At 59.1% G+C, this 19,711-nt stretch carries 23 protein-coding genes and 1 tRNA gene; 15 read left to right on the forward strand and 9 right to left on the reverse strand.

The genetic code is table 11. The annotated features are described in order from the left end of the window. On the reverse strand, nt 1-1,158 hold the full coding sequence (gene urtB, locus NW840_RS03355) for an urea ABC transporter permease subunit UrtB (RefSeq protein ID WP_414342395.1): 1,158 nt from the start codon (nt 1,156-1,158) through the stop codon (nt 1-3). A gap of 104 nt (nt 1,159-1,262) precedes the next feature. Further along, nucleotides 1,263-2,537, reverse strand: a complete 1,275-nt coding sequence (urtA, locus tag NW840_RS03360) for an urea ABC transporter substrate-binding protein (RefSeq protein WP_414342396.1) — start codon at nt 2,535-2,537, stop codon at nt 1,263-1,265. Between the two features lie 396 nt (nt 2,538-2,933). Here urtA and NW840_RS03365 point away from each other — a divergent pair, with 396 nt between their 5' ends. Then, nucleotides 2,934-4,862 carry a S9 family peptidase gene (locus NW840_RS03365; RefSeq protein WP_414342397.1) on the forward strand — a complete coding sequence of 643 codons (1,929 nt, stop codon included), beginning with the start codon at nt 2,934-2,936 and terminating at the stop codon, nt 4,860-4,862. A gap of 177 nt (nt 4,863-5,039) precedes the next feature. Further along, nucleotides 5,040-5,744 carry a Uma2 family endonuclease gene (locus NW840_RS03370; protein WP_414342399.1) on the forward strand — a complete coding sequence of 235 codons (705 nt, stop codon included), beginning with the start codon at nt 5,040-5,042 and terminating at the stop codon, nt 5,742-5,744. Between the two features lie 43 nt (nt 5,745-5,787). On the opposite strand, the gene NW840_RS03375 is transcribed toward NW840_RS03370, so the two are convergent. Both NW840_RS03375 and NW840_RS03380 read right to left on the reverse strand, forming a co-directional pair. Beyond that, nucleotides 5,788-6,264: an urease accessory protein UreE gene (locus tag NW840_RS03375; RefSeq protein WP_414342400.1), complete on the reverse strand. Its 477-nt coding sequence runs from the start codon at nt 6,262-6,264 to the stop codon at nt 5,788-5,790. After that, on the reverse strand, nt 6,261-6,599 hold the full coding sequence (locus tag NW840_RS03380) for a hypothetical protein (RefSeq protein WP_414342402.1): 339 nt from the start codon (nt 6,597-6,599) through the stop codon (nt 6,261-6,263). Before NW840_RS03380 ends, NW840_RS03375 begins: the two co-directional genes overlap by 4 nt. A gap of 42 nt (nt 6,600-6,641) precedes the next feature. On the opposite strand from NW840_RS03380, the gene NW840_RS03385 reads away from it, so the two are divergent. From NW840_RS03385 to NW840_RS03395, 3 genes are all read left to right on the forward strand, one after another. Then, a complete protein-coding gene (locus tag NW840_RS03385; protein WP_414342403.1) occupies nt 6,642-6,968 on the forward strand; it encodes a phasin family protein in 327 nt (108 codons plus the stop codon). Nucleotides 6,969-7,075: 107 nt separating this feature from the next. Then, a complete protein-coding gene (leuD, locus tag NW840_RS03390; RefSeq protein WP_414342404.1) occupies nt 7,076-7,678 on the forward strand; it encodes a 3-isopropylmalate dehydratase small subunit in 603 nt (200 codons plus the stop codon). After that, nucleotides 7,675-8,730 carry an SAM-dependent methyltransferase gene (locus NW840_RS03395; RefSeq protein WP_414342405.1) on the forward strand — a complete coding sequence of 352 codons (1,056 nt, stop codon included), beginning with the start codon at nt 7,675-7,677 and terminating at the stop codon, nt 8,728-8,730. The genes leuD and NW840_RS03395 overlap by 4 nt, the downstream gene beginning before the upstream one ends. Here NW840_RS03395 and NW840_RS03400 read toward each other — a convergent pair. Further along, the gene (locus NW840_RS03400; protein WP_414342406.1) at nt 8,727-8,921 is read right to left on the reverse strand and encodes a hypothetical protein; all 195 of its coding nucleotides are present in this window, start codon (nt 8,919-8,921) and stop codon (nt 8,727-8,729) included. The genes NW840_RS03395 and NW840_RS03400 overlap by 4 nt on opposite strands. 139 nt (nt 8,922-9,060) lie before the next feature. On the opposite strand from NW840_RS03400, the gene NW840_RS03405 reads away from it, so the two are divergent. The 3 genes from NW840_RS03405 (at nt 9,061) to NW840_RS03415 (ending at nt 9,971) form a co-directional block, all read left to right on the forward strand. After that, the gene (locus tag NW840_RS03405; RefSeq protein ID WP_011433611.1) at nt 9,061-9,300 is read left to right on the forward strand and encodes a hypothetical protein; all 240 of its coding nucleotides are present in this window, start codon (nt 9,061-9,063) and stop codon (nt 9,298-9,300) included. A gap of 85 nt (nt 9,301-9,385) precedes the next feature. Next, nucleotides 9,386-9,799, forward strand: coding sequence for an NfeD family protein (locus NW840_RS03410; protein ID WP_414329493.1), 414 nt, complete (start codon nt 9,386-9,388; stop codon nt 9,797-9,799). A 98-nt stretch (nt 9,800-9,897) separates the two neighbouring features. Beyond that, nucleotides 9,898-9,971: transfer RNA gene (locus NW840_RS03415), tRNA-Pro, on the forward strand. Nucleotides 9,972-10,140: 169 nt separating this feature from the next. Here NW840_RS03415 and NW840_RS03420 read toward each other — a convergent pair. The 3 genes from NW840_RS03420 to NW840_RS03430 form a co-directional block, all read right to left on the reverse strand. Continuing rightward, the gene (locus NW840_RS03420) at nt 10,141-10,380 is read right to left on the reverse strand and encodes a hypothetical protein (RefSeq protein WP_414342407.1); all 240 of its coding nucleotides are present in this window, start codon (nt 10,378-10,380) and stop codon (nt 10,141-10,143) included. Between the two features lie 130 nt (nt 10,381-10,510). Further along, nucleotides 10,511-12,136, reverse strand: a complete 1,626-nt coding sequence (locus NW840_RS03425; protein ID WP_414342409.1) for a TM0106 family RecB-like putative nuclease — start codon at nt 12,134-12,136, stop codon at nt 10,511-10,513. Nucleotides 12,137-12,197: 61 nt separating this feature from the next. After that, nucleotides 12,198-12,476 (reverse strand): hypothetical protein, encoded by a 279-nt coding sequence (locus tag NW840_RS03430; RefSeq protein ID WP_414342410.1) that lies wholly within the window; start codon nt 12,474-12,476, stop codon nt 12,198-12,200. Nucleotides 12,477-12,919: 443 nt separating this feature from the next. Between NW840_RS03430 and NW840_RS03435 the strand changes: the two genes are divergently transcribed. Continuing rightward, on the forward strand, nt 12,920-13,768 hold the full coding sequence (locus NW840_RS03435) for an ABC transporter ATP-binding protein (RefSeq protein WP_011433616.1): 849 nt from the start codon (nt 12,920-12,922) through the stop codon (nt 13,766-13,768). A 56-nt stretch (nt 13,769-13,824) separates the two neighbouring features. On the opposite strand, the gene NW840_RS03440 is transcribed toward NW840_RS03435, so the two are convergent. Continuing rightward, nucleotides 13,825-14,544, reverse strand: a complete 720-nt coding sequence (locus NW840_RS03440) for a response regulator transcription factor (RefSeq protein WP_414342411.1) — start codon at nt 14,542-14,544, stop codon at nt 13,825-13,827. A gap of 476 nt (nt 14,545-15,020) precedes the next feature. Between NW840_RS03440 and NW840_RS03445 the strand changes: the two genes are divergently transcribed. The 6 genes from NW840_RS03445 to cbiQ all read left to right on the forward strand — a co-directional run bounded on the left by NW840_RS03445 (nt 15,021) and on the right by cbiQ (nt 19,695). Then, on the forward strand, nt 15,021-15,401 hold the full coding sequence (locus NW840_RS03445; RefSeq protein ID WP_414342412.1) for a hypothetical protein: 381 nt from the start codon (nt 15,021-15,023) through the stop codon (nt 15,399-15,401). A 226-nt stretch (nt 15,402-15,627) separates the two neighbouring features. Beyond that, on the forward strand, nt 15,628-16,398 hold the full coding sequence (locus NW840_RS03450; RefSeq protein ID WP_414342414.1) for an SH3 domain-containing protein: 771 nt from the start codon (nt 15,628-15,630) through the stop codon (nt 16,396-16,398). A gap of 299 nt (nt 16,399-16,697) precedes the next feature. Continuing rightward, nucleotides 16,698-17,495 (forward strand): hypothetical protein, encoded by a 798-nt coding sequence (locus NW840_RS03455; RefSeq protein ID WP_414342415.1) that lies wholly within the window; start codon nt 16,698-16,700, stop codon nt 17,493-17,495. A 151-nt stretch (nt 17,496-17,646) separates the two neighbouring features. Continuing rightward, entirely contained in the window at nt 17,647-18,168 is a 522-nt protein-coding gene (locus NW840_RS03460) for a hypothetical protein (RefSeq protein WP_414342416.1), read from the forward strand. Between the two features lie 8 nt (nt 18,169-18,176). Further along, a complete protein-coding gene (gene cbiM / locus NW840_RS03465) occupies nt 18,177-18,878 on the forward strand; it encodes a cobalt transporter CbiM (protein ID WP_414330636.1) in 702 nt (233 codons plus the stop codon). Further along, nucleotides 18,865-19,695, forward strand: coding sequence for a cobalt ECF transporter T component CbiQ (cbiQ, locus tag NW840_RS03470; protein WP_414342417.1), 831 nt, complete (start codon nt 18,865-18,867; stop codon nt 19,693-19,695). Before cbiM ends, cbiQ begins: the two co-directional genes overlap by 14 nt. Nucleotides 19,696-19,711 lie beyond the last annotated feature (16 nt).

A 19,711-nucleotide genomic window follows, 5' to 3' on the forward strand; every position in this document is an offset into this window, starting at 1 on the left:
CTAGGCATCCACCATACGACCTTTTTCGGGGAAAAGGCCCCGAGGTCGCACCTGCAAAAAGGCCACGATCAAAGCAAAGACCATCACCTTGGCCATGCTGGTGGTGGCAAAAAAGTTGAGGGTATCGGTCAGGATGGGCACGTTGGAAAAGATCAAAGCCAGCGTCCCTGAGCCGATGACAAAGTTGGCAATCCCGATCCCAAGCGCCGCCACAATACTGCCTAAGAGCTTACCAACACCCCCCACGACGACCACCATAAAGGTATCCACGATGTAGTTCTGGCCGGTGTTCGGCCCCACGGATCCCAGCAGGCTGACCGCCACGCCGGCTACTCCCGCCAGACCCGAACCGATGGCAAAGGTAAGGGCATCCACCTTTTGCGTAGGGATCCCTACACAGGCGCTCATGGCCCGATTCTGGGTAACCGCCCGGATGCGCAGCCCCCAGCGGGTGCGCTGCAAGAAGAAGTACAGCCCTAGGATGCAGAAGACAGTGAGGGCGATGATAAACAGGCGGGTATTGGGCAAAAACAGGCTGCCCACCGGGATCCCACCCCCCAGCCAACGGGGAGCAGTCACATCTTTGTTCTGGGCTCCAAACCAGGGTTGAGTGACTGCTAAAGCATAGGTTTGCGCCAGCACCCGCCCCCCCACCGCTGCAATGGCCGTGGAAAGCACCAGTAGCAGCGCCAGCGTCCACCCTTTGAGGCGCGGCCAATCCGTTCGCCTGGCCAAGAGCCACCAGCCGCCAAAAAAGAGCACCGCGAAGGCCCCCAAGCGGAAAGCCAGCACCCAATTGACGCTGCGCACAAACTGCTGCAGGATCAGGCTCACGCCCCAGGTGGCCAAAAGGGTCTCCAAGGGTCGGCCATACAAAAAGCGGATCACCCCCCGCTCCAGGGCTAGTCCCACCAGAGCCGTGACGGCAAAGGCAGCTACCAAAGCCGGGAAGATATACAGATCCCGCCAGGGATCCCCTAGGGGACGAAAGGCATTTTGAACCACAAAAGTGGTGTAGGCCCCCAACATCATCAGCTCCCCATGGGCCATGTTGATGACCCCCATGAGGCCGAAAACAATGGCCAAGCCCAATGCGGCTATTAGCAAGACGGTGCCGATGCTAATGCCGTTGAACAAGCTGTCCAGGAGCAAGGTCATGGGCAGGGGATCCTCCTTCCAACTAAACTAGGGAGGCTAACCGAGCATCTAGGCGGGATCCCCGACCCTATCCAAACGGCAAGGGATCCCAGCCCTGGCCAGGACTAGCTGACTTTGTAGCGACCGCCCTTGGCCGGATCTGACCAATCGCAGGCAAAGCCCTTGGTCTCTGCCACAAACTGGTTCCAGGGCTGCGGCTCCACGGCATCCGTAGAAAAGATGACATCAAACAAACCGTCAGAGCGCACCTGGCCGATCCGCACATACTTGGTCAGGTGGTGATTGGTGTTCATGGTTACCAAGCCTTCTGGGGCATCAAAGGTCTGGCCATAGGCTGCCTGCCGCACGGCGTCGATTTCCACTGTTCCCGCTTTTTCCACTGCCTGCTTCCAGATGTAAACCATGATGTAGGCGGCTTCCATCGGGTCGTTGGTGACGCGGTTTTGGCCGTATTCTGCCTTGAAAGCTTCCACAAACTTCTTGTTGGCAGGCGTATCCACCGTCATAAAGTAGTTCCAGGCGGCGAAGTGCCCTTCCAAGAATTCGGGGCCGATGGCCTGCACCTCTTCTTCAGCAATGCTGACGGACATGGAAGGATAGCGATCTGGCCCCAGCCCTGCCCCTTTCAACTGTTTGAAAAAGGCCACGTTGCTGTCGCCGTTCAAGCTGTTGTAGATCACACCGCCATTGGGAAGAGCGGCCCGGATCTTGCTGATGATGGGGGTAACTTCTGTGTTGCCCAAAGGCAGATAGTCTTCACCCACCACTTTGCCCCCCAGGGCTTCCAACTGGGCCTTGATGATGGTGTTGGCCGTGCGGGGGAACACATAGTCGGATCCCACCAGGAAGAACTCTTTGCCCTTGTTCTTGAGCAGCCATTCCACCGAAGGCTCGATCTGCTGGTTGGGGGCAGCGCCGGTGTAGAAGATGTTTTTGGAGCACTCTTGTCCTTCGTACTGCACGGGATACCAGAGCAGGTGCTGCTTGGATTCAAACACCGGCAAAACCGCTTTGCGACTGGCCGAAGTCCAGCAGCCGAATACCGTTGCCACCTTGTCCACATCGATCAATTTGGTGGCTTTCTCGGCAAAGGTTGGCCAATCGGAAGCCCCATCCTCGATAATCGGCTCGATCTGCTTGCCCAAAACCCCACCGGCGGCATTGATCTCTTTGATAGCCAGCTTTTCCGCATCCACCACGCTGGTTTCTGAAATGGCCATGGTGCCGCTGAGGGAGTGCAAAATGCCAACGCGAATGGTCTCTCCCTGGGCGTAGGCGGGCACAGACCGCTTCACCCAGATCTGCGGCCCCAGGGCCGCCCCGGCTCCGGCCAGAGCGCCCATTTTCAGCACTTGACGACGATTAAAAGATTGAGCCATCGGTGATCTCCGAAACGAAGTGAGTGCAAAGGGTGTTAAGAAGTCCAGTTGTTGCAGCAGCCCGGCCAACGGGGGGAAGCACCTAGCTCATCACCTCGCCCATGTGTTGAACCTGCCCAACTGCGCTCAGCTGAGGCTTTCACCGAATGCCTTCCCAACGTCAACAGGGGAAAGGCTAATCCTGCAGTCGAGAAAGCGTTGTGCATCCCTGTTGCCTTAACGTGTTCCATCAAACCCATTCGGCCCGGAGAGAATTGTATCGCGGGATACCTTTTCCCAGAATCCGAGCCTGTTCTCGGCTCCCTTTCCCCACAGGCTGTAGGCAAAGGCAGGGATCCCTTGCTGCCGGCATAATAGGGGTTCTGGGGTCGAGAATTAGTTGAGAGTTAACAGCTTATGGTGCAACAGGCTGGCTATGGATCTTGGCGATCCCCGATTACCGCTGACCTGGTGGTGACGGGATCCCTGCGCTTGGGACAGATGGTTTGGGATCAGGGGGATCTCTACTGGACGGAGGGTCGCCCGCAAGAAAAAGGGCGCAATGTGTTGATGCGGCGCTCTGCCGACGGGATCCTGGTGGAGCTGACACCGGCACCTTTCAATGTGCGGACACGGGTGCATGAGTATGGGGGTGGAGCTTATTGGGTGTCGGCAGGGGTAGTGTATTTTTGCAACTTCGCTGACCAACGGCTCTACCGCCTGCTGCCGGGTTCAGATCCCCAGCCCCTGACGGAAGCAGGCCCCTATCGCTATGCAGATGGGGTGGTGGATCGGGCGCGTGGACGCATCCTCTGTGTGCGGGAAGATCACAGCCGCCAGGGAGAGCCGGAAAACAGCCTTGTCTCGATTGACTTAGCAAGTCGATCCCAGCAGATTTTGGCTTCTGGGCACGACTTCTACGCCAGCCCGCGCCTCAGTCCAGACGGCCAGACCTTGGTATGGCTGACCTGGGATCACCCCCAAATGCCCTGGGACGGCACAGAGCTGTGGCGGTCTGAGGTGAACCCTGACGGCAGCTTGGGAGAACCTCAAAAGCTGGCCGGTGGCCCTGCCGAGTCGATCTTCCAGCCCCAGTGGTCACCGCAAGGGGATCTCTACTTTGTTTCCGATTGCAGCGGCTGGTGGAACCTCTATCGCTGGGATCCCCAGGGCCCCATTCCCCTCTGCCCTATGGAAGCAGAGTTTGGAGAGCCGCAGTGGGTGTTTGGCCTGAGCACCTACGGCTTTGCTGGGGATGGGCGCATTCTGGCCTGCTACCAACAGGGGGGTCTGTGCCATTTGGCCTACCTGGATCCCCAGTCGGGGCAACAGGAAGAGATCCCTTTGCCCTACACCGAGATCCACAATCTGCAGGTAAGTGGGGAAAAAGCCGCTTTCCTGGCCGGATCCCCGACGGAAGCCACTGCCTTGGTCTGCCTAGACTTACCCTCCAGCCAAGTGGAGGTGGTGGCCCGTTCCAGCAGCGTGGCGGTGGATCCTGACTATCTGTCGATCCCAGAGCCCATTGTTTTTCCCACCGGTGGCGGCAAGGAAGTGGCCTACGCCTTCTTCTATCCCCCCAAAAACCGAGACTTTGTTGCCCCTGCTGGCGAAAAGCCACCCCTGCTGGTAAAAAGCCACGGCGGGCCCACCGGGGCGACGGCAGCCGTGCTCAACCTGGGGATCCAATACTGGACCAGTCGGGGGATTGCCGTTTTGGATGTGAACTACCGGGGCAGCAGCGGCTACGGACGGGCCTATCGGGATGCTCTCAAAGGCCGGTGGGGCCTGGTAGATGTGGAAGATTGCATTGCCGGAGCTCAATTTTTGGCAGAACAGGGCAAGGTGGACGGGGAACGGCTGCTCATTCAAGGGGGCAGCGCTGGTGGCTATACCACGTTGGCGGCCTTGACCTTCCACAGGGTCTTCCGGGCGGGTGCCAGCTACTACGGGGTGAGCGATCTGGAAGCCCTAGCCCAGGAGACCCACAAGTTCGAGTCTCGCTACTTGGACAGCCTTATTGGCCCCTACCCAGAGCGACGGGATCTCTACCGGGAGCGTTCCCCCATTCATCACCTGGAGGGCCTCAATTGTCCGGTTATCTTCTTCCAAGGGTTGGAAGACGCCATCGTGCCCCCCAATCAGGCGGAGAGGATGGTGGCAGCCCTACGGGCCAAAGGGATCCCGGTGGCCTATGTGCCCTTCGAGGGAGAGCAACACGGCTTTCGCCAGGCGGCCAACATCAAACGGGCCTTGGAGGCAGAGCTTTACTTTTATGCTCAGGTGCTGGGGTTTCCGCTGGCAGAACCTCTTGAGCCGGTTCGGATCGAAAACCTAGACACCTGATGATGACTGCTCAATGGGTCGAATAGAAAGGGATCCCGTCCCATCTATGGCCCATTGTTGCTCCACAACGCTGTCGCGACAGAGCAGCCCCTCTATGATGGACTTACCAGCCAACCCGGATGGAGTCATCGATATTGCTCCGCAACACTGTCGCGACTGCTGGTAAGAGAGCTGGTCATGAGCGTCAGTAGCCCTTCCTTCCGTGAACTGCCCATCTTAGAAAGCGGCGATCGTCTCACCCGCGATGAGTTTGAACGGCGCTATCAAGCCATGCCTCAGCTCAAAAAAGCCGAGCTGATTGAGGGAATTGTTTACGTGGCATCTCCCCTCAGATATCGCCGACATGGCAGACCACACAGCCACATCATGGCCTGGCTGGGAGTTTATGAAGCAGCAACGCCGGGGGTTGAGTCGGCGGGCAATCCAACCGTTCGCCTGGACTTGGACAATGAGCCGCAGCCAGATGCCATATTGCGGATGCACGAATCTTGTGGGGGACAGTCCCGCATTAGCGAGGATGACTACATTGAGGGTGCACCGGAGCTGATTGTGGAGATTGCCGCCAGCACAGCTTCCTACGACCTGCATGATAAGCTGCGGGCCTACCGGCGCAACGGCGTGCGGGAATATCTGGTCTGGCTAACCCAAGAGCAAGCCTTTCGCTGGTATGTCTTCCAGAATGGAGAGTACGTGCTGCAACAGCCCAATGAGTCGGGCGTCTTGTACAGTCGGGTGTTTCCGGGGTTGTGGTTAGCCGTGGACGCGCTGCTGACGGGCAACATGCAGCAGGTGTTGGGTGTGCTGCAAAGGGGAATTGAGTCGGAGGAACACCGAGAGTTTGCAGCGCGGTTGGTAACCAGAGGAGCAGAGGGTGGGGCCTAGGCCATAGGTCTGAGGGACGGGTTTGTGCTCAGAAAGGCCCAGGTTAATGGCTGTGGGCCAACAGGTTGGGCTCGAAGACAGCCATCTCCAACCGAAACGGGATCCCCATGTGGGCCAGCCAGTCCTGCAGGGGATCATCGGCCAGCGCCAGGATCTGTCCTTGGAGGGAAACGTGGGCCGGGCGGTGCCAATTGCCCAGTTGATGAATCACCTGGCCCATCTGGATGGGGTTTTCAGGTTGAATCAAGAGCACCGGTTCGGGTTGGGCTCTGACCCGAATGTGTCGCTGCGCATCCGCATAGAGCAGATCCCCATCGTGAAGATGGGTGCCCCGAGGCAGCATCAACTGGATCTCGGTGCCCCAGTCGCTCACCAGCCGTTGCCGGGATCGCTGGCGGTCGTGCCAAGTGAGGGCAACCACTTCCAATTGGCCGGGGATCCCCTCTGGCGGCTCGTCCAGCAGTTGCGTCACCGTAATGGCCGCGGGCTCCTCTCCCGCAGCATGGGCATCTTCGCTCATGTTAGGGACTCCAGATACTGGCTGAGGTCTTCTTGAAGGCGAGAGAACTCCACCTCAGTGGAAAAGCGCAGCCCTTCCGTTTTCACAGTAACCAAGACCTTGGCTGCGTGGGGGCCAGCCCAGATGTTGGGGTTGCAGAACATCTCCAAGCTGAAATCTTCAGTAGGGTAACGAAACTCAACCGGCTCCTGAGGCTGCTGTCGGGAACGGATCTTGAGTCGCTCCAAGAGGATTTGCAGAGCCTTGTGCCATTGTTGTGCCGCCTCAGGCGAAAGGGAGAAACTGGCCGAGCCGGTTGCGAAGTTGAGGGCAAACTGAGGAAAATGGGTAGTCATGGAGGCCCGTACCGTTCGCGAAGTGTCCTCTGGAGGGCAGCATTGGAAAACAACAGTATCTTACGTCAGCTCTTGCTAATGGGCGTGGGCACAACCACTCTGCTGGCAGAACAGTTGAGAAAGGCTGCCGACGACTTGGTGCAGAAGGGGCAGCTCAACCCAGAAGAGGCATCCAATGTCATCAACAACCTGCTCAACCAGGTGAAAGCCGAGCAGAGCAACTTTGAATCCTATGTTCAGCGGCAGGTGCGCAACGTCCTGCAGGATCTGGGCGTGCCCCGCCAATCGGAAATGGACGAGCTGCGCGGGCGGCTGGATCGGCTGGAGCGGCAGGTGCGCAATTTGGAAAATCAGGTTTACCGCCGGTAGCCGAGCTGAGCCTTCCCCTTTTGCCGGCTTTCCTTTGCCGTTGGGCAGGGTTTTGCCGAACGTTGCGATACCCTGAAGTCCTCTCTGGGAGAATTCATCAAGTTCCTATGTCAAGCGAAGTTTTGACCGTCACAGGCCGAGGGATCCCCCTGCTGGGCAACGACATCGACACCGACCGAATTATTCCGGCCCGCTTTTTGAAGTGCGTCACCTTCGACGGCTTGGGCCAGCACGTGTTTGCCGACGACCGCGCCCAGGATCCCGGCCAACACCCCTTCGATCAACCCCAGTACCAGGGAGCCCAGATCCTTGTGGTCAATGCCAATTTTGGCTGTGGCTCCAGTCGGGAGCATGCGCCCCAAGCGCTGGCCAAGTGGGGGATCCGCGCCCTCATTGGCGAAAGCTTTGCCGAGATCTTCTTCGGCAACTGCTTGGCTCTAGGGATCCCTTGTGTCACGGCACCCCCGGCTGTGATTCAAGCCCTGCAGAAGGCGGTGGCGGAAAATCCCCAGCTCCAGTTGACGCTGGATCTGCCCAACAAACAGGTGCGCTGGGAGGCAAATACCGCTGCTGTGGAGATCCCCCAGGGAGCCTGGCAAATGCTGGTGCAGGGCACCTGGGACGCCACAGGACAACTGCTGGCCGCCCAAGCCCAGATTCAGCAAGTAGCCGCTTCTTTACCCTACGTGCGTTGGCAGCGAGCCCGTTGAGCAATCCTCTCCCCCCTGATACCCATACATGGCTGGGCAGTGCTGACCCAGATTTTCTGGATTTGGCGATCCGGGAGATAGAAGCTGCGGATCCAGAGGCTGCCGTGCAGCGGCTAAAGGAAGCACCTGGCTTGGTATGGGTGTGCAGCCAACGCTCATTTGCTGACCTGGCTGAGGCTTGGCAAGCTGACCCGCCCATTTTTTTACGCCACATCTGCCCCATTCACCAAGAACGGCGGCTGGCTGAGGGATCCCCAGTTGAATTGCGCCTTGATGGGGAAATGTTGGCAGCCATTGACCCCACCCTCAGCTTTTCGGTTCAGACGCGCCTGTTTGGAGAGCCGGCTCTCAAGCCCTTCCAGGTCAATGAAACCCTGGCCGAACAGGTGATGGCAGCGGTGGGATCCCCCCTGGAGGTCAAAGACCCACAGCAGGTGATCTCGGTGGTGATCCTGGCTCAACCGATGGGCATTTGCGCTTGGCTGGGCCTATCCTTGGCTGCCCAGAACCTCTCCAACTGGGCCGGTGGGATCCATCGCTTTCGGCGGGATCCAGAGCAAATCAGCCGCTCCGAGTTTAAGCTGCTGGAGGCCATCCAGGTGTTTCAGATTCCCTTAGTGCCGGGGGGACAGGCTCTGGATCTGGGGGCAGCACCGGGGGGATGGTCGCGCATTTTGCGCCTATATGGCCAGCAGGTCACGGCAGTGGATCCGGGGGACTTGGACGAGCGCCTCAGCCAAGATCCGGGGATCTGCCACCATTGCCTCAGCGCCCAAGCCTACTTGGCCCGTGGCCCAGGCCGGTTTCACCTCATCCTCAACGACATGCGCATGGATGGCCCGGCTTCCGCCCACCTGATGGTGGCTTTTGCTCCCCATCTGGAGCCACAGGGGAGAGCTGTGATGACCCTGAAGCTACCCCGCCAACACCGCCTGCGGGTGCTGCGGCAAAGTCTGGAGATTTTGGGTAGTGCCTTCCCCTTGGTGAGGGCCCGCCACCTGTTTCACAACCGCAGCGAAGTCACCCTCTACTTGGGGATCCCTGCCCCTTAATCTGCCGTTTCCACCACCTGAATCTCCCGGCGGAGCACCATTTCGCGAATGGACTCCAGCAAGCCCATCTCCTCAGGGGAGATTTTGCCGTCGGCCCGGATGGCGCTGACGATTTGATCCACCTCTGTGCGGGTGAGCTTTTTGTCTTCCAGCGCTCGGTCCACCAGCGCTTGCAATTGCGAAAACTCCATAAGGCTCCTCTTGCTTGAACAGGTCTTGTCGCCTCATCTCCTCATCCAAGCTACCCGCCCTGACCCAAATCTCCTGCAAGCGCAAGATTCTCTTCAGGTATCCTAAAGAAAACGTGAAACCCACCGAGAGGAAGACATCATGGCTGGCCCGGATCCCAGGAGCACCGCGCACGATTGCGCCACCCTCTGTCGAGATGGCTGTGTCTTGGGAGAGGACTGCCCCCACCGAGAGGCAGCTCGCCAAGCCGTGGCCTTTGTCATGAGCACCGACTGGGAGACCTTGATGCGGATCGCCGAATCCAAGAACCTACCCAAAAGCTCCCCTCAGGAAGAGATGGATCCCCTGCAGTTTTTGGAGAACTACCGCTTGGGCGGGTAGGCCCCAACTGAGTCTTCTCAAGGGATCCCTGCTGAGGATCCAGGGGTTTTGAGCCATACTGAATTTGGTGGGATCCCTGGATTCTATGGTTTGGCCTTGGATCGTCATCGGGTTAGTCCTCATTTCTGCCGAATTGTTTTTGCCAGAATTGGTTGCCGGCTCGGTGGGGCTGGCGGCGCTCTTGGCGGGGCTTTTGGCTTATTTGGGGCTGCCGATCTGGGTACAATTTGCCAGCTGGATTGGGGCATCGGTGGTGTTGATTATCCTCAGCCGCCGTCTGGTGCCCCATGGATCGGTTCAGGTAGAGGAATCTCGCGAGGCGCGGGCAATCACCCCCATTCCCCCAGGCGAACGGGGGCGGGTTTCTTATCTGGGTTCCACCTGGAACGCCAAGTGCAGCATTCCCAACCTGGAAATCCAAGCCGGGCAGGAGCTCTACGTGGTGGAGCGACAGGGGAATACCCTCATTGTCATGCCGGCCAAGATGCTCAAGTCCTGACCTGGACAAATGTTTGTTTCCCTTGTTGCCTTGAGCGAGGGATCCCTGCTTGGGTGTGCATCAGAGGCGGGGATCTGGCATAATCACAAAAGCTAAGCCGGGATGTAGCGCAGCTTGGTAGCGCATCTGCTTTGGGAGCAGAGGGCCGCAGGTTCAAATCCTGTCATCCCGATCCTGCCTGCGACGGGAATTGAGCCGTTTACGCTATTGACCGAGAGTTTCCCACCTATCCAGAGCCCCGCAGCCAAAACCCGCATCTATCGGCAGGGGTGCAGTCTTTGTCTTGAAGGCGCAAGAAGCAAACTCTTCGATTCTTCGATGCCATGAAAGAAATGGGCGGATCAGGCAGCCAAGCGGGATCCCTTGTAGCCAGGCTGAGGGAAAAAAGAAGCAAGCACAAAAAAGGCAGGGTTGACTTGCCCCTGCCGAGAAGATCGAGAGCTGAGAGCCTGCTCTCCTTGTCGCAATCGTTGCATCAAGGCGCGGTTCCGTTTGTCCAGTTGGCGCTTGCGTGCCGATCCCCCACGACCGCGACGGTTTCTGCCCTGATGGCGAGGAGATTCATGAGATTTCAACAGCATGGGATTCCCCTGATAAACTAAACAGTCCTGCCTGATTCTAAACGAAACCTCAGCAACTGGCCACAAGACTGGCGGCGCAAGCTGCGGCATTTGCGGCTGGGGATAGGCCGTCTTTGTCAATTTATTCGCATCATTCGGCATGGAGGACTCCTTGGGACAGCCAGTCTTTTAGGCGGTGGGTAGCCCGGCAGTCATCCTCGTTGTAGATAAGCGAGTGCTCCAAATATCTGCGCTCCCGAGTTTCCAGCCATTGGCTATACCAATAAATGGACTGGGCGCCATTGGCATCAGGCAGACGCCACTGAAACCCCAACCAGCGGGCGATGTTTTTCAGGGAATAGCTCTCGATCGGCAGCACCACCGAGCGTTGCACCCAGGCCTGTAAATCCACAAAGCGCTGCAACAACTGCCGCAGCTGTCGGGGATCCGTGCGGTATTGCTCCCCCAGCCGTCGGCAGGTCTGCACTTCAAAGCCGTGAAAGTGGTAGATGGGAGCGTCAGGATAGCGTTGTGCCAGTTGCAAGAATTGCTCCCAAGCTTGCCTTTCTTCCCGCGGCTCGGCAGCCAGGCAACTGTGATAGCTCGCAACCTTTTTCCCCTCGGCTTGCTCCACCACCAGCAGGCCCAGCAGATAGGCGACGTTGTGGCGGGGATCCGCCTCGATATCGAAGTACAGCTCTACGGGTGTGGTGGGCAGGGTTTCCGGGGGGGATTGAATCCAGAGAGGCTGCCGGCTGAGGGTGGCACGGGCTTGCAGCTGCAGTTGCAGGGCCACGCCGGATCCCAACTTGGGAATGGCTTGCAACCTATCCAACTGAGCGTTGGCCAGGGCTTCAATCGAGTGGATCCCCGCCTCTTGCAAAAGGGGATAGCGGGATCCCGTTACGCCCGGCAGCAGGCTGAGGGGTTGAGCGGCGGCGTTCAACTGCCGACAATGCTCCCGCCAGTGGCAAAGATGACAGCGGCTGCGGGCCATAAACACCTGGGGCGGTTCCGGCTGGCTGAGGGAGTGCAGATACTCCTGCAGCAATTGCCGCACCTGTGCTCGTCGGCGGCTCAGGTGGACGGGGTGCCACTTCCCATCTTTCAGGATCAAAATGCCCCGCTTGGGAACGTTTCCCTGCAGGGATCCGAGCAACTCTGCCTGCAAAGCCAGCAACAATTCGTATTCCGGTTTGGGGCGTTTGCCGATACGAATATGAACCGGCAGGTAAGAGGATCGGGCGGCGTGGCGACTTCTGCCAACGAGAGCGGGATCCCGAATCAGCAGATCCAGGGAGCTGCTCACCCAAACTGAACGTCCCTCTGGAACAGCTTCAGGCGGCAACGCAAGAGCGGGCACCATCTCGCAGTCTTCTGGGGCAGGGATGGGATCCCTTGGAGAGGAGGAGTGAGGGACAGGTTCAGAAGCAAGCTGCAACAGCTCTGCCTCAGCAGTACAGTTGAGATCTTCCTGCGGTTGCCAAAACAGCTCTGCGGCAATCCGTCCGCCGTAGATCCGCTCCGCCCCGTCGGCCATGGCTGCCAAGAGAGCTTCATTGCCTGGCGCAACCCGTTCTCCGGGGAATCGCTCAAACACAGCGGCTGCCAGGGCTTGGCGATCCCGCCGCCATTGCTCCAGCAGGTTGTCCGGCGGCAGCTTGGCCTCTTGAGGGCCAAAGCGATCCAGGTAAGGCAAGCGTCGGCAACGAAAGAAAGCAAGCAGCTCCTCAGCCTCAACAGAACCCTGTCCTGCTGCTGCAACCTGGCACTCCAACGGTGGAAAACCTCAGCTCTGCTGCCATTGTGGCACGCCCCCAGGCTGCCTTTGGGATCCCTCAAGACTTGGGATCCTGAGTGGGCAGGAGATGGGCAATAATGCGCTCAATCGTCTCAGATTGGCGACGAGCTGTATCGGCTTGCTGTTGACATATCGTCTTTAACTCTCCCAGCCAGGTGTTGTGCTCCTGGGATATCAGCACCTGTTGTTGAACAACAGCTTTCAAATGGGTTAGGTCATCCTTGACGAAGCTGACGGTCTCGGCCAGGGTCAACACAGCCCCAACCAGGCGATCCAGCCGGAAGTCAATTTGGTCGAATCGGTCTTTGCTCTGCATTTTCCTTACATTGGTTAGTAGAGGTTATCGGTGGGCGCTGAAGGGAAGTCACTTCACCAAGAAAAAGCCCCAAGCCGAACAGTCAGCCCGCTCAAGCTTGTGTCTTTATTGTTACCCGTACGTACAGATACAGCACTAGCTATTTAGTGCGACTTCCCCTATCTGCTGTACGATCACGCCCTGCCCTGCGGACGTAACTCACCCTTCAGGTGCAATGTGCACTATTTTGCAGAGCTTGGAGAAAAACCACAGGGAACGAGATCACAGCCACGGAAGACTTGAAGGGATAGCATAAACTACTGCCAAGGGCAGGGATCCCTGATAAGACCTGCAGCTTGCTGACACGGCTGGCGTATGCTGGAGAATAAAGATTTCTTTACACTTTACCGGAGCGGACTGTGACAGCTCTTTCGACGGCCCCAACCTTGCCCCAAACCAAGACAGTGGCGGTGGAAATGCAGGGGGTGTGGAAGCGCTTTGGGCAGCAGGTTGCCGTTCAAGATTTGAGCCTGCAGATCCCCCAGGGGGAAGTGTTTGCCCTGTTGGGGCCCAACGGCGCCGGCAAATCCACCACCATCCGCATGCTTACTAGCCTTACCCGACCCAGCCAGGGATCCATCCGGGTGGGGGGGTATGACGTGGTGCGGGATCCGGTGGCGGTGCGGCAGCAAATTGGCGTAGTTCTGCAGCCTATCACCCTAGAGGCAGAGCTGACCGTTTGGGAAAACCTGGAGTTCCACGGGCGTATGCACCACATCCCCAACCCAGAGCGGCAACGGCGCATCGATGAATGGCTGGAGTATGTGCGGCTGGCGGATCGCCGGCAAGACAAAGTGAAAACCCTCTCAGGGGGAATGAAACGACGCTTGCAGGTGGCCAGGGCGTTACTGCATCGCCCCCAGATTTTGTTTTTGGACGAGCCCACCGTCGGGTTGGATCCCCAGGCGCGGCGGCTGTTGTGGGAGATCTTGCGGGATCTCAATCGGCAGGGCATGACCTTGCTGATTACCACCCACTACATGGAGGAGGCAGAAGAGCTGTGCGACCGCATTGGCATCATGGATGGGGGAAGGTTGATCGAGTTGGGCAGCACCGAGCAATTGCGGGCTAAGTACGGAGAGGCTCTGTTGGTGCGCTCCTGTCCTGGCCGGGAGGTGGAGTACACCTTTTTCCCCAGCTTGGCGGAAGCTCAGCGGCAGTTGGAAGCTGAACCTGACAAAACCGGCCTCATGGTGCGCCCGGCCAACTTAGAAGACATTTTTGTGCGTTTGACAGGCCGCCGCTTGGATTAACGGGCCCTCACCCCTGGCCCCTCTCCCAACGTGAAGAGGGGAGAGTTACTTGGGGGTTAAGGTTTTTCCTCTCCCCATCCCTCCTTCGGAGCGGGGGGCTCAAACTTGTAGCCAACTCCACGCACGGTGCGGATCAACTCCGGTTGGCTGGTATCGGTTTCCAGCTTCTTGCGAATTTGGCCGATGTGGACATCGACCACCCGCTCATCTCCCTCGTGGTTGAAATCCCACACCTCTTGAATCAGCTCAGCCCGTCGCCAAACCCGCCCCGGATGTCGAGCCATAGCGTAGAGCAAATCGAACTCCAGAGCTGTTAAGTTGATCGAACGCTGCTCGCGGATGACTGCTCGGGTTTCCGGGTCGATTACCAAAGAGGCAAAGGTCAAGACCGGTGCGCTGGCAACTTCGGTCTTCATGCGTTGCCGCCGCAGAATGGCTTGCACTCGCGCCTGTAACTCCGGCAGGCTGAAGGGCTTGGTCAGGTAGTCATCTGCCCCCAACTGGAATCCGTGCAACTTATCAGCAGGGCTGACGCGGCTGGTCAACATCAACACGTACACGCCGGTCTCTTTTTGCATTTGCTGGCAGAGATCGTAGCCGCTCACATCCGGCAAGTTCAGATCCAAAATTACCAAGGCCGGCTGAAAAGCGCGCAACTGCTGTAAGCCCTCGGCCCCCGTCATCGCCACCTCAACCGAATACCCCTGCCGCTGCAAGTACCGCTGCAGTAGAGCACAAATGCTGGGATCATCATCGATGATGAGGATGCGTGACATGGCAGCTTGGCACTCTCGAAGTCAGCAGGAGACAAGGTTGCAGGGCGTTGGGGTGTGGGGATCCCTTCGGCAGCTCATGGGCAACAATCGTGCAGAGGCGATGGGCCCTCGGCTCGCGGGTGAATAAAGAGCCCTCTCAACAGGGCAAGCTTGACCCCAACCTCGGCTGGAAAGGGCCACAGGCGCAGGCAATTCATGAGTGATTGAACACTTAAATCTTATTTCAAGTCTTTACGTATGGGGTCACAGGGGGAGTTCATCCTTGTCAAGGCTGCCCTTCTCTCCAAATTAACGGAGGCTTATCCAAGAATCTTGGGCATTATCTTAACTGAATTGCCCAAGGGGAAAAGTAGCGTAAGGAGGATCCGTCAAGCAAGATCCTTAGCACCTGGAGTTAATCTGGAAGCTGTGACGCTGCTGTTCCTGTCTCAAAGTCTCGCTTTAGTGTGGCAGGTGGCAGTTTATCCCGGAGGCTTATGTACACCAATCCCGATGAAGTCTTCCGCAAAGATGTCTGGTTGGCCCTCTTCACGTGGGGGATCCTAGAGTTGGCTTGTTTCGTGATTATCCCCTTTACCGGAGCCTACGCATTCTCGCAAGTGGAGGCTTGGCTGTGGCCCTCTTTGGTTTTGGGGCCGGTGGGGGCGGTGGTGGTGGCTTTTTGTTCTAAAGTGGTGCTGGCTGCTAACAACATCCCGGATCCCAGGAGAAAACAAGCCCAGCGGCAAGTGGCTCAGGTGGTCAGTCTTTTTGGCTTTCTGGGCTTGGCATTGCCCCTCCTTCTGGCAGGATGGGTATTTGGCCGAGAGATTTTGACGACCGACTGGCAGAATAAGTTCACCAACACCAATAAGTAGAAGCTAATCTCCGACGCCCTTGCCCTCTGGGGTCGCGTCGCCCCGTCAGCGTTGCGATTCCTCTGCACAGGCCTAGCAAGAGCGCTGCGGAACACGATACATTGGGATGCAATCACGTCAGCGTTGCGCAGCAGTCGTGCTCTGGCTTTCGTAAATCCCCGGTTTTGACGGGGATCCCATCTTCTCTGCGGATTCTTGCCTGCAGCATTGCGGGAAGGTATTTCGGATGGCTAACTACCCGATGCGAGGCCGTTCTTCTCCTGCTTCTGGCGGTTTTCCCTTGGGCACCTTGGTGGTGGTGAGTGTCTCGGTTGGGGCTCTGGCCGCCTTGGCTTGGCAGTTGTGGCAGCTCGTCGCCCCCATGTTGGCCCCCCCTGCCCCGCCTCAATTTCCGCAGGCGGTGCGCTTGGATCCCTTGCCCCGCCCAGCCAGTTTTCCCTCTCCCCCCTCTGGCCCTGCTGCAGGCACTGTTGACCCTGAGGGATTTCCCCCCGGCAGCCGTGGGCGGGTGATCGAGCCCATTGGCCTGGCAATCCGCAGCCAGCCCTCTGTTGATGGAGCCTACCAAGGGGGAATTGTGGTGGGGGAAACGGTGACGGTGTTGGAGTACAGCGCCGATGGTCGTTGGCAACGGGTGCGGCGGGAGTTGAACGGACAAGAGGGCTGGGTGCGCGCCGGCAATTTGGGCCCTGTGGATGGTGCTTCAGCTTCAACTTCTCCAGCTCCCACAGTTGAACCCAACCCTGAATCAACTCCTTTGCCGACTCGACCCCCCACGGCAGCAGTGGTTTCCCCAGGTGAGCGGGGACGGGTGATCGAGCCCATTGGCCTGGCGCTGCGGGCCACTCCAGAGCGGGAGGGAACCTACATTGGCGGTGTGCCCATGAACGAGGTGGTGACGGTGCTGGGCCTCAGCGAAGATGGTCGTTGGCAGCGCATCCGCCGTCAGAATGGGCAGGAAGGTTGGGTGCGGGCGGGGAATCTGGCGCAGGAGTAGCCCTTGCCATAGGCATAGCCCTACAGATGCCCTGGTGGGGGATTGTAACACCAGGGAAGCCTGTGTTTCGCTAGAGCAGTGCCGTTTGCGTCATCGGGACCGAGTCCTTGGCAGGGGAACTGGTGAAACACACTCCATTTCGGCTTGGTGCTTCAACAAGGGATCCCTGGGGCAAGGGGTTAGCTTTACCCTTTCTGGCCCTTGGGTTGGCCTTCTCTCTAGGCGCCTGCCGACCGGCTTCTAACGCTGGAGCGGAAAAGGTCAGGCAGGAAGCACCCCTAGCCCAAGCAAAGGCAGAGATGGGTACTCTGGAGTTTTGGGCCAACGGCGAGGACTTCATTCGGGAGGGGTTTGTCTCCAAAGACGGCTGGGAACTGAGCTTTGAGCACGTGTACGTGACGCTGGCGGACATAACCGCCTACCAAACCGATCCGCCCTTTGATCCGGAAGGAAATGCAGATTTGCTGGCACGGGCATTGGTCAGCCTCTCCGGCCCCATCACGGTTGATTTGATCACGGCTCCCCCGGCGGAGCGGGCCTTACTGGGATCCCTAGAGGCACCCCCTGGCCACTACAACGCCCTGGGGTGGCGGCTGGTGCCAGCACTGGAGGGGCCGGCAAAGGGCTATTCCCTCTGGATCGAAGGCCAAGCCCGACCGACAAAGGAAGGGGCTGGGGAGATGCCGTTTGTGCTCAAGTTCAGCCCTGAGGTGGCCTTCACCTGCGGAGAGTATGTGGGGGAGGAGCGCAAAGGCTTTGTGCGCGTCGGCCAGGTGGCAGATCTGGAGGTCACCTTCCATTTCGACCACCTGTTTGGAGATGGAAGCTTGCCCCCCAACGACAGCCTCAATCAAGCAGCTCTGGGGTTTGCCCCTTTGGTGAAGTTGGATCCTGTCTCCCTGGAGCAGCGGCTGGCCGCGTCAGCGGCGCGGAGCACTGGGGGGGGATCCGACCTTCTGGAAGTGGACTGGGGGGATCTGCAGGAGGGATCCCCTGCGGCTAAGGCCGTATTGGAGATCCTGCACCACTTGGGCCATGTGGGGGAAGGCCACTGCCGCGCTGCCTCTGGCCCTGCCCAGACAGAGTCTTCGCCCTGAAGTCTTGGCTTTTCTAAGACCGGTCGCCTGCAGAGCGTAGAGATTGTCGTCTGTCCTCAGCTAACCAATGAACCGAGTCTGGCCAAAACTTTGGATCCCTTCCTGCCGACTGAGCCTGATTGCGGCGTCGCGTCAGCGATGCGGAGCACGGTTGAGCTTGCTGGCTTTCGGCCTGCTCCTGTCTGCTCCCGCTTGGGGCCACGGGGTGGAGGCCTCTTGGCGGGCAGTTCCCGCTTTTGAGATCCAGGCCCGCTACGATTCTGGCGAACCGATGCGTTCTGCGCAGGTAACGGTGTTTGCGCCAACGGATCCCACTACCCCTTGGCAGGAGGGACAGACGGATGCGCGGGGACGATTTCTGCTGCAGCCGGATCCCAACCTGACGGGCCTCTGGCAGGTGCGGATTCGCCAGGCGGGGCATGGGGTGTTGGTCAACGTGCCGGTGGGCGAGGAGTTCCCTCAGACAGAAGGGATCCCCAGCGCTTCCCCACCCTTTGGGCCTTTGCAGCGGGGGGTTATGGCCGCCTGTGTCATTTGGGGCTGTCTGGGCACAGCTCTGTTCTTCTCCAGGCCCCGTCAATCTGGTTACGCAGCGGTGGAGAGCCCACCGGTTTCGGGATCTCCAGGGTCAGGAATCTCAGGCTCCCAGGCTGGCTCCTCTGCTCTGGAGTAGGACTGACCATGCACATCAGCGATGGCATTTTGCCAGCACCGCTTTGGCTAGGGGGTTATGGCATCACCGCCCTGATCACCAGCTACAGCTTGCGGCTTCTCCGTCGCGCCGGCGTTGCCGAGCAATGTCCTTGGTGGGAACGGGATCCCCGCCATATTGCTACGCAACGCTGTCGCGACCAGTTGCCCAAAGCGGCTTTGCTCACGGCTGTCTTTTTTGTGGCCTCTTCGATTCACCTGCCCTTTCCCCCGGCCAGCCTGCATCTGGTGCTGAACGGGTTGATGGGTCTGATGTTGGGGGCTTTGGCCTATCCGGCGATTGTAGTGGGCTTGTTTTTTCAGGCGGTGGCCTTTGGCCATGGGGGCCTGACCACATTGGGCATCAACGCCGCCATTATGGGGATCCCGGCGCTCCTGGCCGGTGGGATTTTTCGGGCAGGCCGTCGGGTGATGGGGGCCGGAGTGTCTGCCTTCTTGGCGGGAGCGGTTGGGGTGGGTCTAGCAGTGCTGTTGTTTTACGGGGTGGTCATGGCTGCTGTGGTTGACGCTGGCAGCGGGATCCTCTCCACAGAAGCCGGTCGTCTGGCTCTTGGGAGCTTGGTGGTGGCCCACATCCCCCTGATGGTGGTGGAGGGGTTGTTCGCCAGTTGGGTGGTGCTGTTTTTGCAGCGGGTACAACCGGCGCTGCTGGGAGAGTATGGCAAGAGATGAAGCCGGCTCAGGGATCCCTTGCTGCTGGCGCGGTCAACAATCCCATCCTCACCCCTCCAAACCCCTTTCCTGGCTGCACCGGTGGCAACCTCTGCCCAAGGTGCTGGGCCTGATGGCGCTGATGGCGGCTTTCGCCTCGGTGAGGTGCCTGGCCCTCTTGCCGCTCATCTGGGCGCTGGTGGCTGGACTGTGGAGCCTGTCGGGATTGCCTTGGAGCCTCGGGCTGAGGCGGCTGGCAGCCCCAGGGCTGTTGGTGGCAGGGTTGATGGGGATCCTACCCTTCTGGGCGGGGGAAACCATCCTGTGGCGCTGGGGATCCCTGGCTCTGCGTTGGGAGGGGCTGCAGATGGCGCTTCGCATTGGGGGGAGAGGGCTGGCCCTATTTGCCCTCACGATGCTGCTGCTGGAGACCACCCCCACATCGGAACTGTTGGCAGCTTTGCGGGCCCTGGGGATCCCAGACCTCCTGCTGGAACTGGCCTGGCTCACCCAGCGCTATTTGCAGGAGGTGGCCGCTCAGTGGCAGCAGATGCAACGGGCAGCCCGGCTGAGGGGTTGGCGACCGCGGGGATCCCTGTGGCGTCCTGGGCCGTCTCTAAGACAAGATCTGCCCTTTCTGGCCGCTTCGGTGGGCACCCTGTTGGTTCGCAGCTACGAGCGCTCCGAGCGCACCTATCAGGCGCTGCGACTGCGGGGCTACGGACGGGCACCTCTGTTTTCGACGGCGGCTGGCGGGGATCCCTACAGTTGGGCGGCCACCGCGTTGGCCGTGGCTACGGCTCTATTGCTCCGCAACGCTGATGCGGCCCTCAACTAGAATAGATAAGCCTCTG

The sequence above is a fragment of the Synechococcus sp. R5-13 genome (genome assembly GCF_047462015.1).
Lineage (GTDB): Bacteria > Cyanobacteriota > Cyanobacteriia > Thermostichales > Thermostichaceae > Thermostichus.

Bases quoted from the DNA above. Each gene is read 5' to 3' on its own strand.
- urtB (WP_414342395.1), bottom strand. From the start codon at position 1,158: ATGACCTTGCTCCTGGACAGCTTGTTCAACGGCATTAGCATCGGCACC.
- urtA (WP_414342396.1), bottom strand. From the start codon at position 2,537: ATGGCTCAATCTTTTAATCGTCGTCAAGTGCTGAAAATGGGCGCTCTG.
- NW840_RS03365 (WP_414342397.1), top strand. From the start codon at position 2,934: ATGGTGCAACAGGCTGGCTATGGATCTTGGCGATCCCCGATTACCGCT.
- NW840_RS03370 (WP_414342399.1), top strand. From the start codon at position 5,040: ATGAGCGTCAGTAGCCCTTCCTTCCGTGAACTGCCCATCTTAGAAAGC.
- NW840_RS03375 (WP_414342400.1), bottom strand. From the start codon at position 6,264: ATGAGCGAAGATGCCCATGCTGCGGGAGAGGAGCCCGCGGCCATTACG.
- NW840_RS03380 (WP_414342402.1), bottom strand. From the start codon at position 6,599: ATGACTACCCATTTTCCTCAGTTTGCCCTCAACTTCGCAACCGGCTCG.
- leuD (WP_414342404.1), top strand. From the start codon at position 7,076: ATGTCAAGCGAAGTTTTGACCGTCACAGGCCGAGGGATCCCCCTGCTG.
- NW840_RS03400 (WP_414342406.1), bottom strand. From the start codon at position 8,921: ATGGAGTTTTCGCAATTGCAAGCGCTGGTGGACCGAGCGCTGGAAGAC.
- NW840_RS03405 (WP_011433611.1), top strand. From the start codon at position 9,061: ATGGCTGGCCCGGATCCCAGGAGCACCGCGCACGATTGCGCCACCCTC.
- NW840_RS03410 (WP_414329493.1), top strand. From the start codon at position 9,386: ATGGTTTGGCCTTGGATCGTCATCGGGTTAGTCCTCATTTCTGCCGAA.
- NW840_RS03420 (WP_414342407.1), bottom strand. From the start codon at position 10,380: ATGCTGTTGAAATCTCATGAATCTCCTCGCCATCAGGGCAGAAACCGT.
- NW840_RS03430 (WP_414342410.1), bottom strand. From the start codon at position 12,476: ATGCAGAGCAAAGACCGATTCGACCAAATTGACTTCCGGCTGGATCGC.
- NW840_RS03440 (WP_414342411.1), bottom strand. From the start codon at position 14,544: ATGTCACGCATCCTCATCATCGATGATGATCCCAGCATTTGTGCTCTA.
- NW840_RS03445 (WP_414342412.1), top strand. From the start codon at position 15,021: ATGTACACCAATCCCGATGAAGTCTTCCGCAAAGATGTCTGGTTGGCC.
- NW840_RS03450 (WP_414342414.1), top strand. From the start codon at position 15,628: ATGGCTAACTACCCGATGCGAGGCCGTTCTTCTCCTGCTTCTGGCGGT.
- NW840_RS03455 (WP_414342415.1), top strand. From the start codon at position 16,698: ATGGGTACTCTGGAGTTTTGGGCCAACGGCGAGGACTTCATTCGGGAG.
- cbiM (WP_414330636.1), top strand. From the start codon at position 18,177: ATGCACATCAGCGATGGCATTTTGCCAGCACCGCTTTGGCTAGGGGGT.
- cbiQ (WP_414342417.1), top strand. From the start codon at position 18,865: ATGGCAAGAGATGAAGCCGGCTCAGGGATCCCTTGCTGCTGGCGCGGT.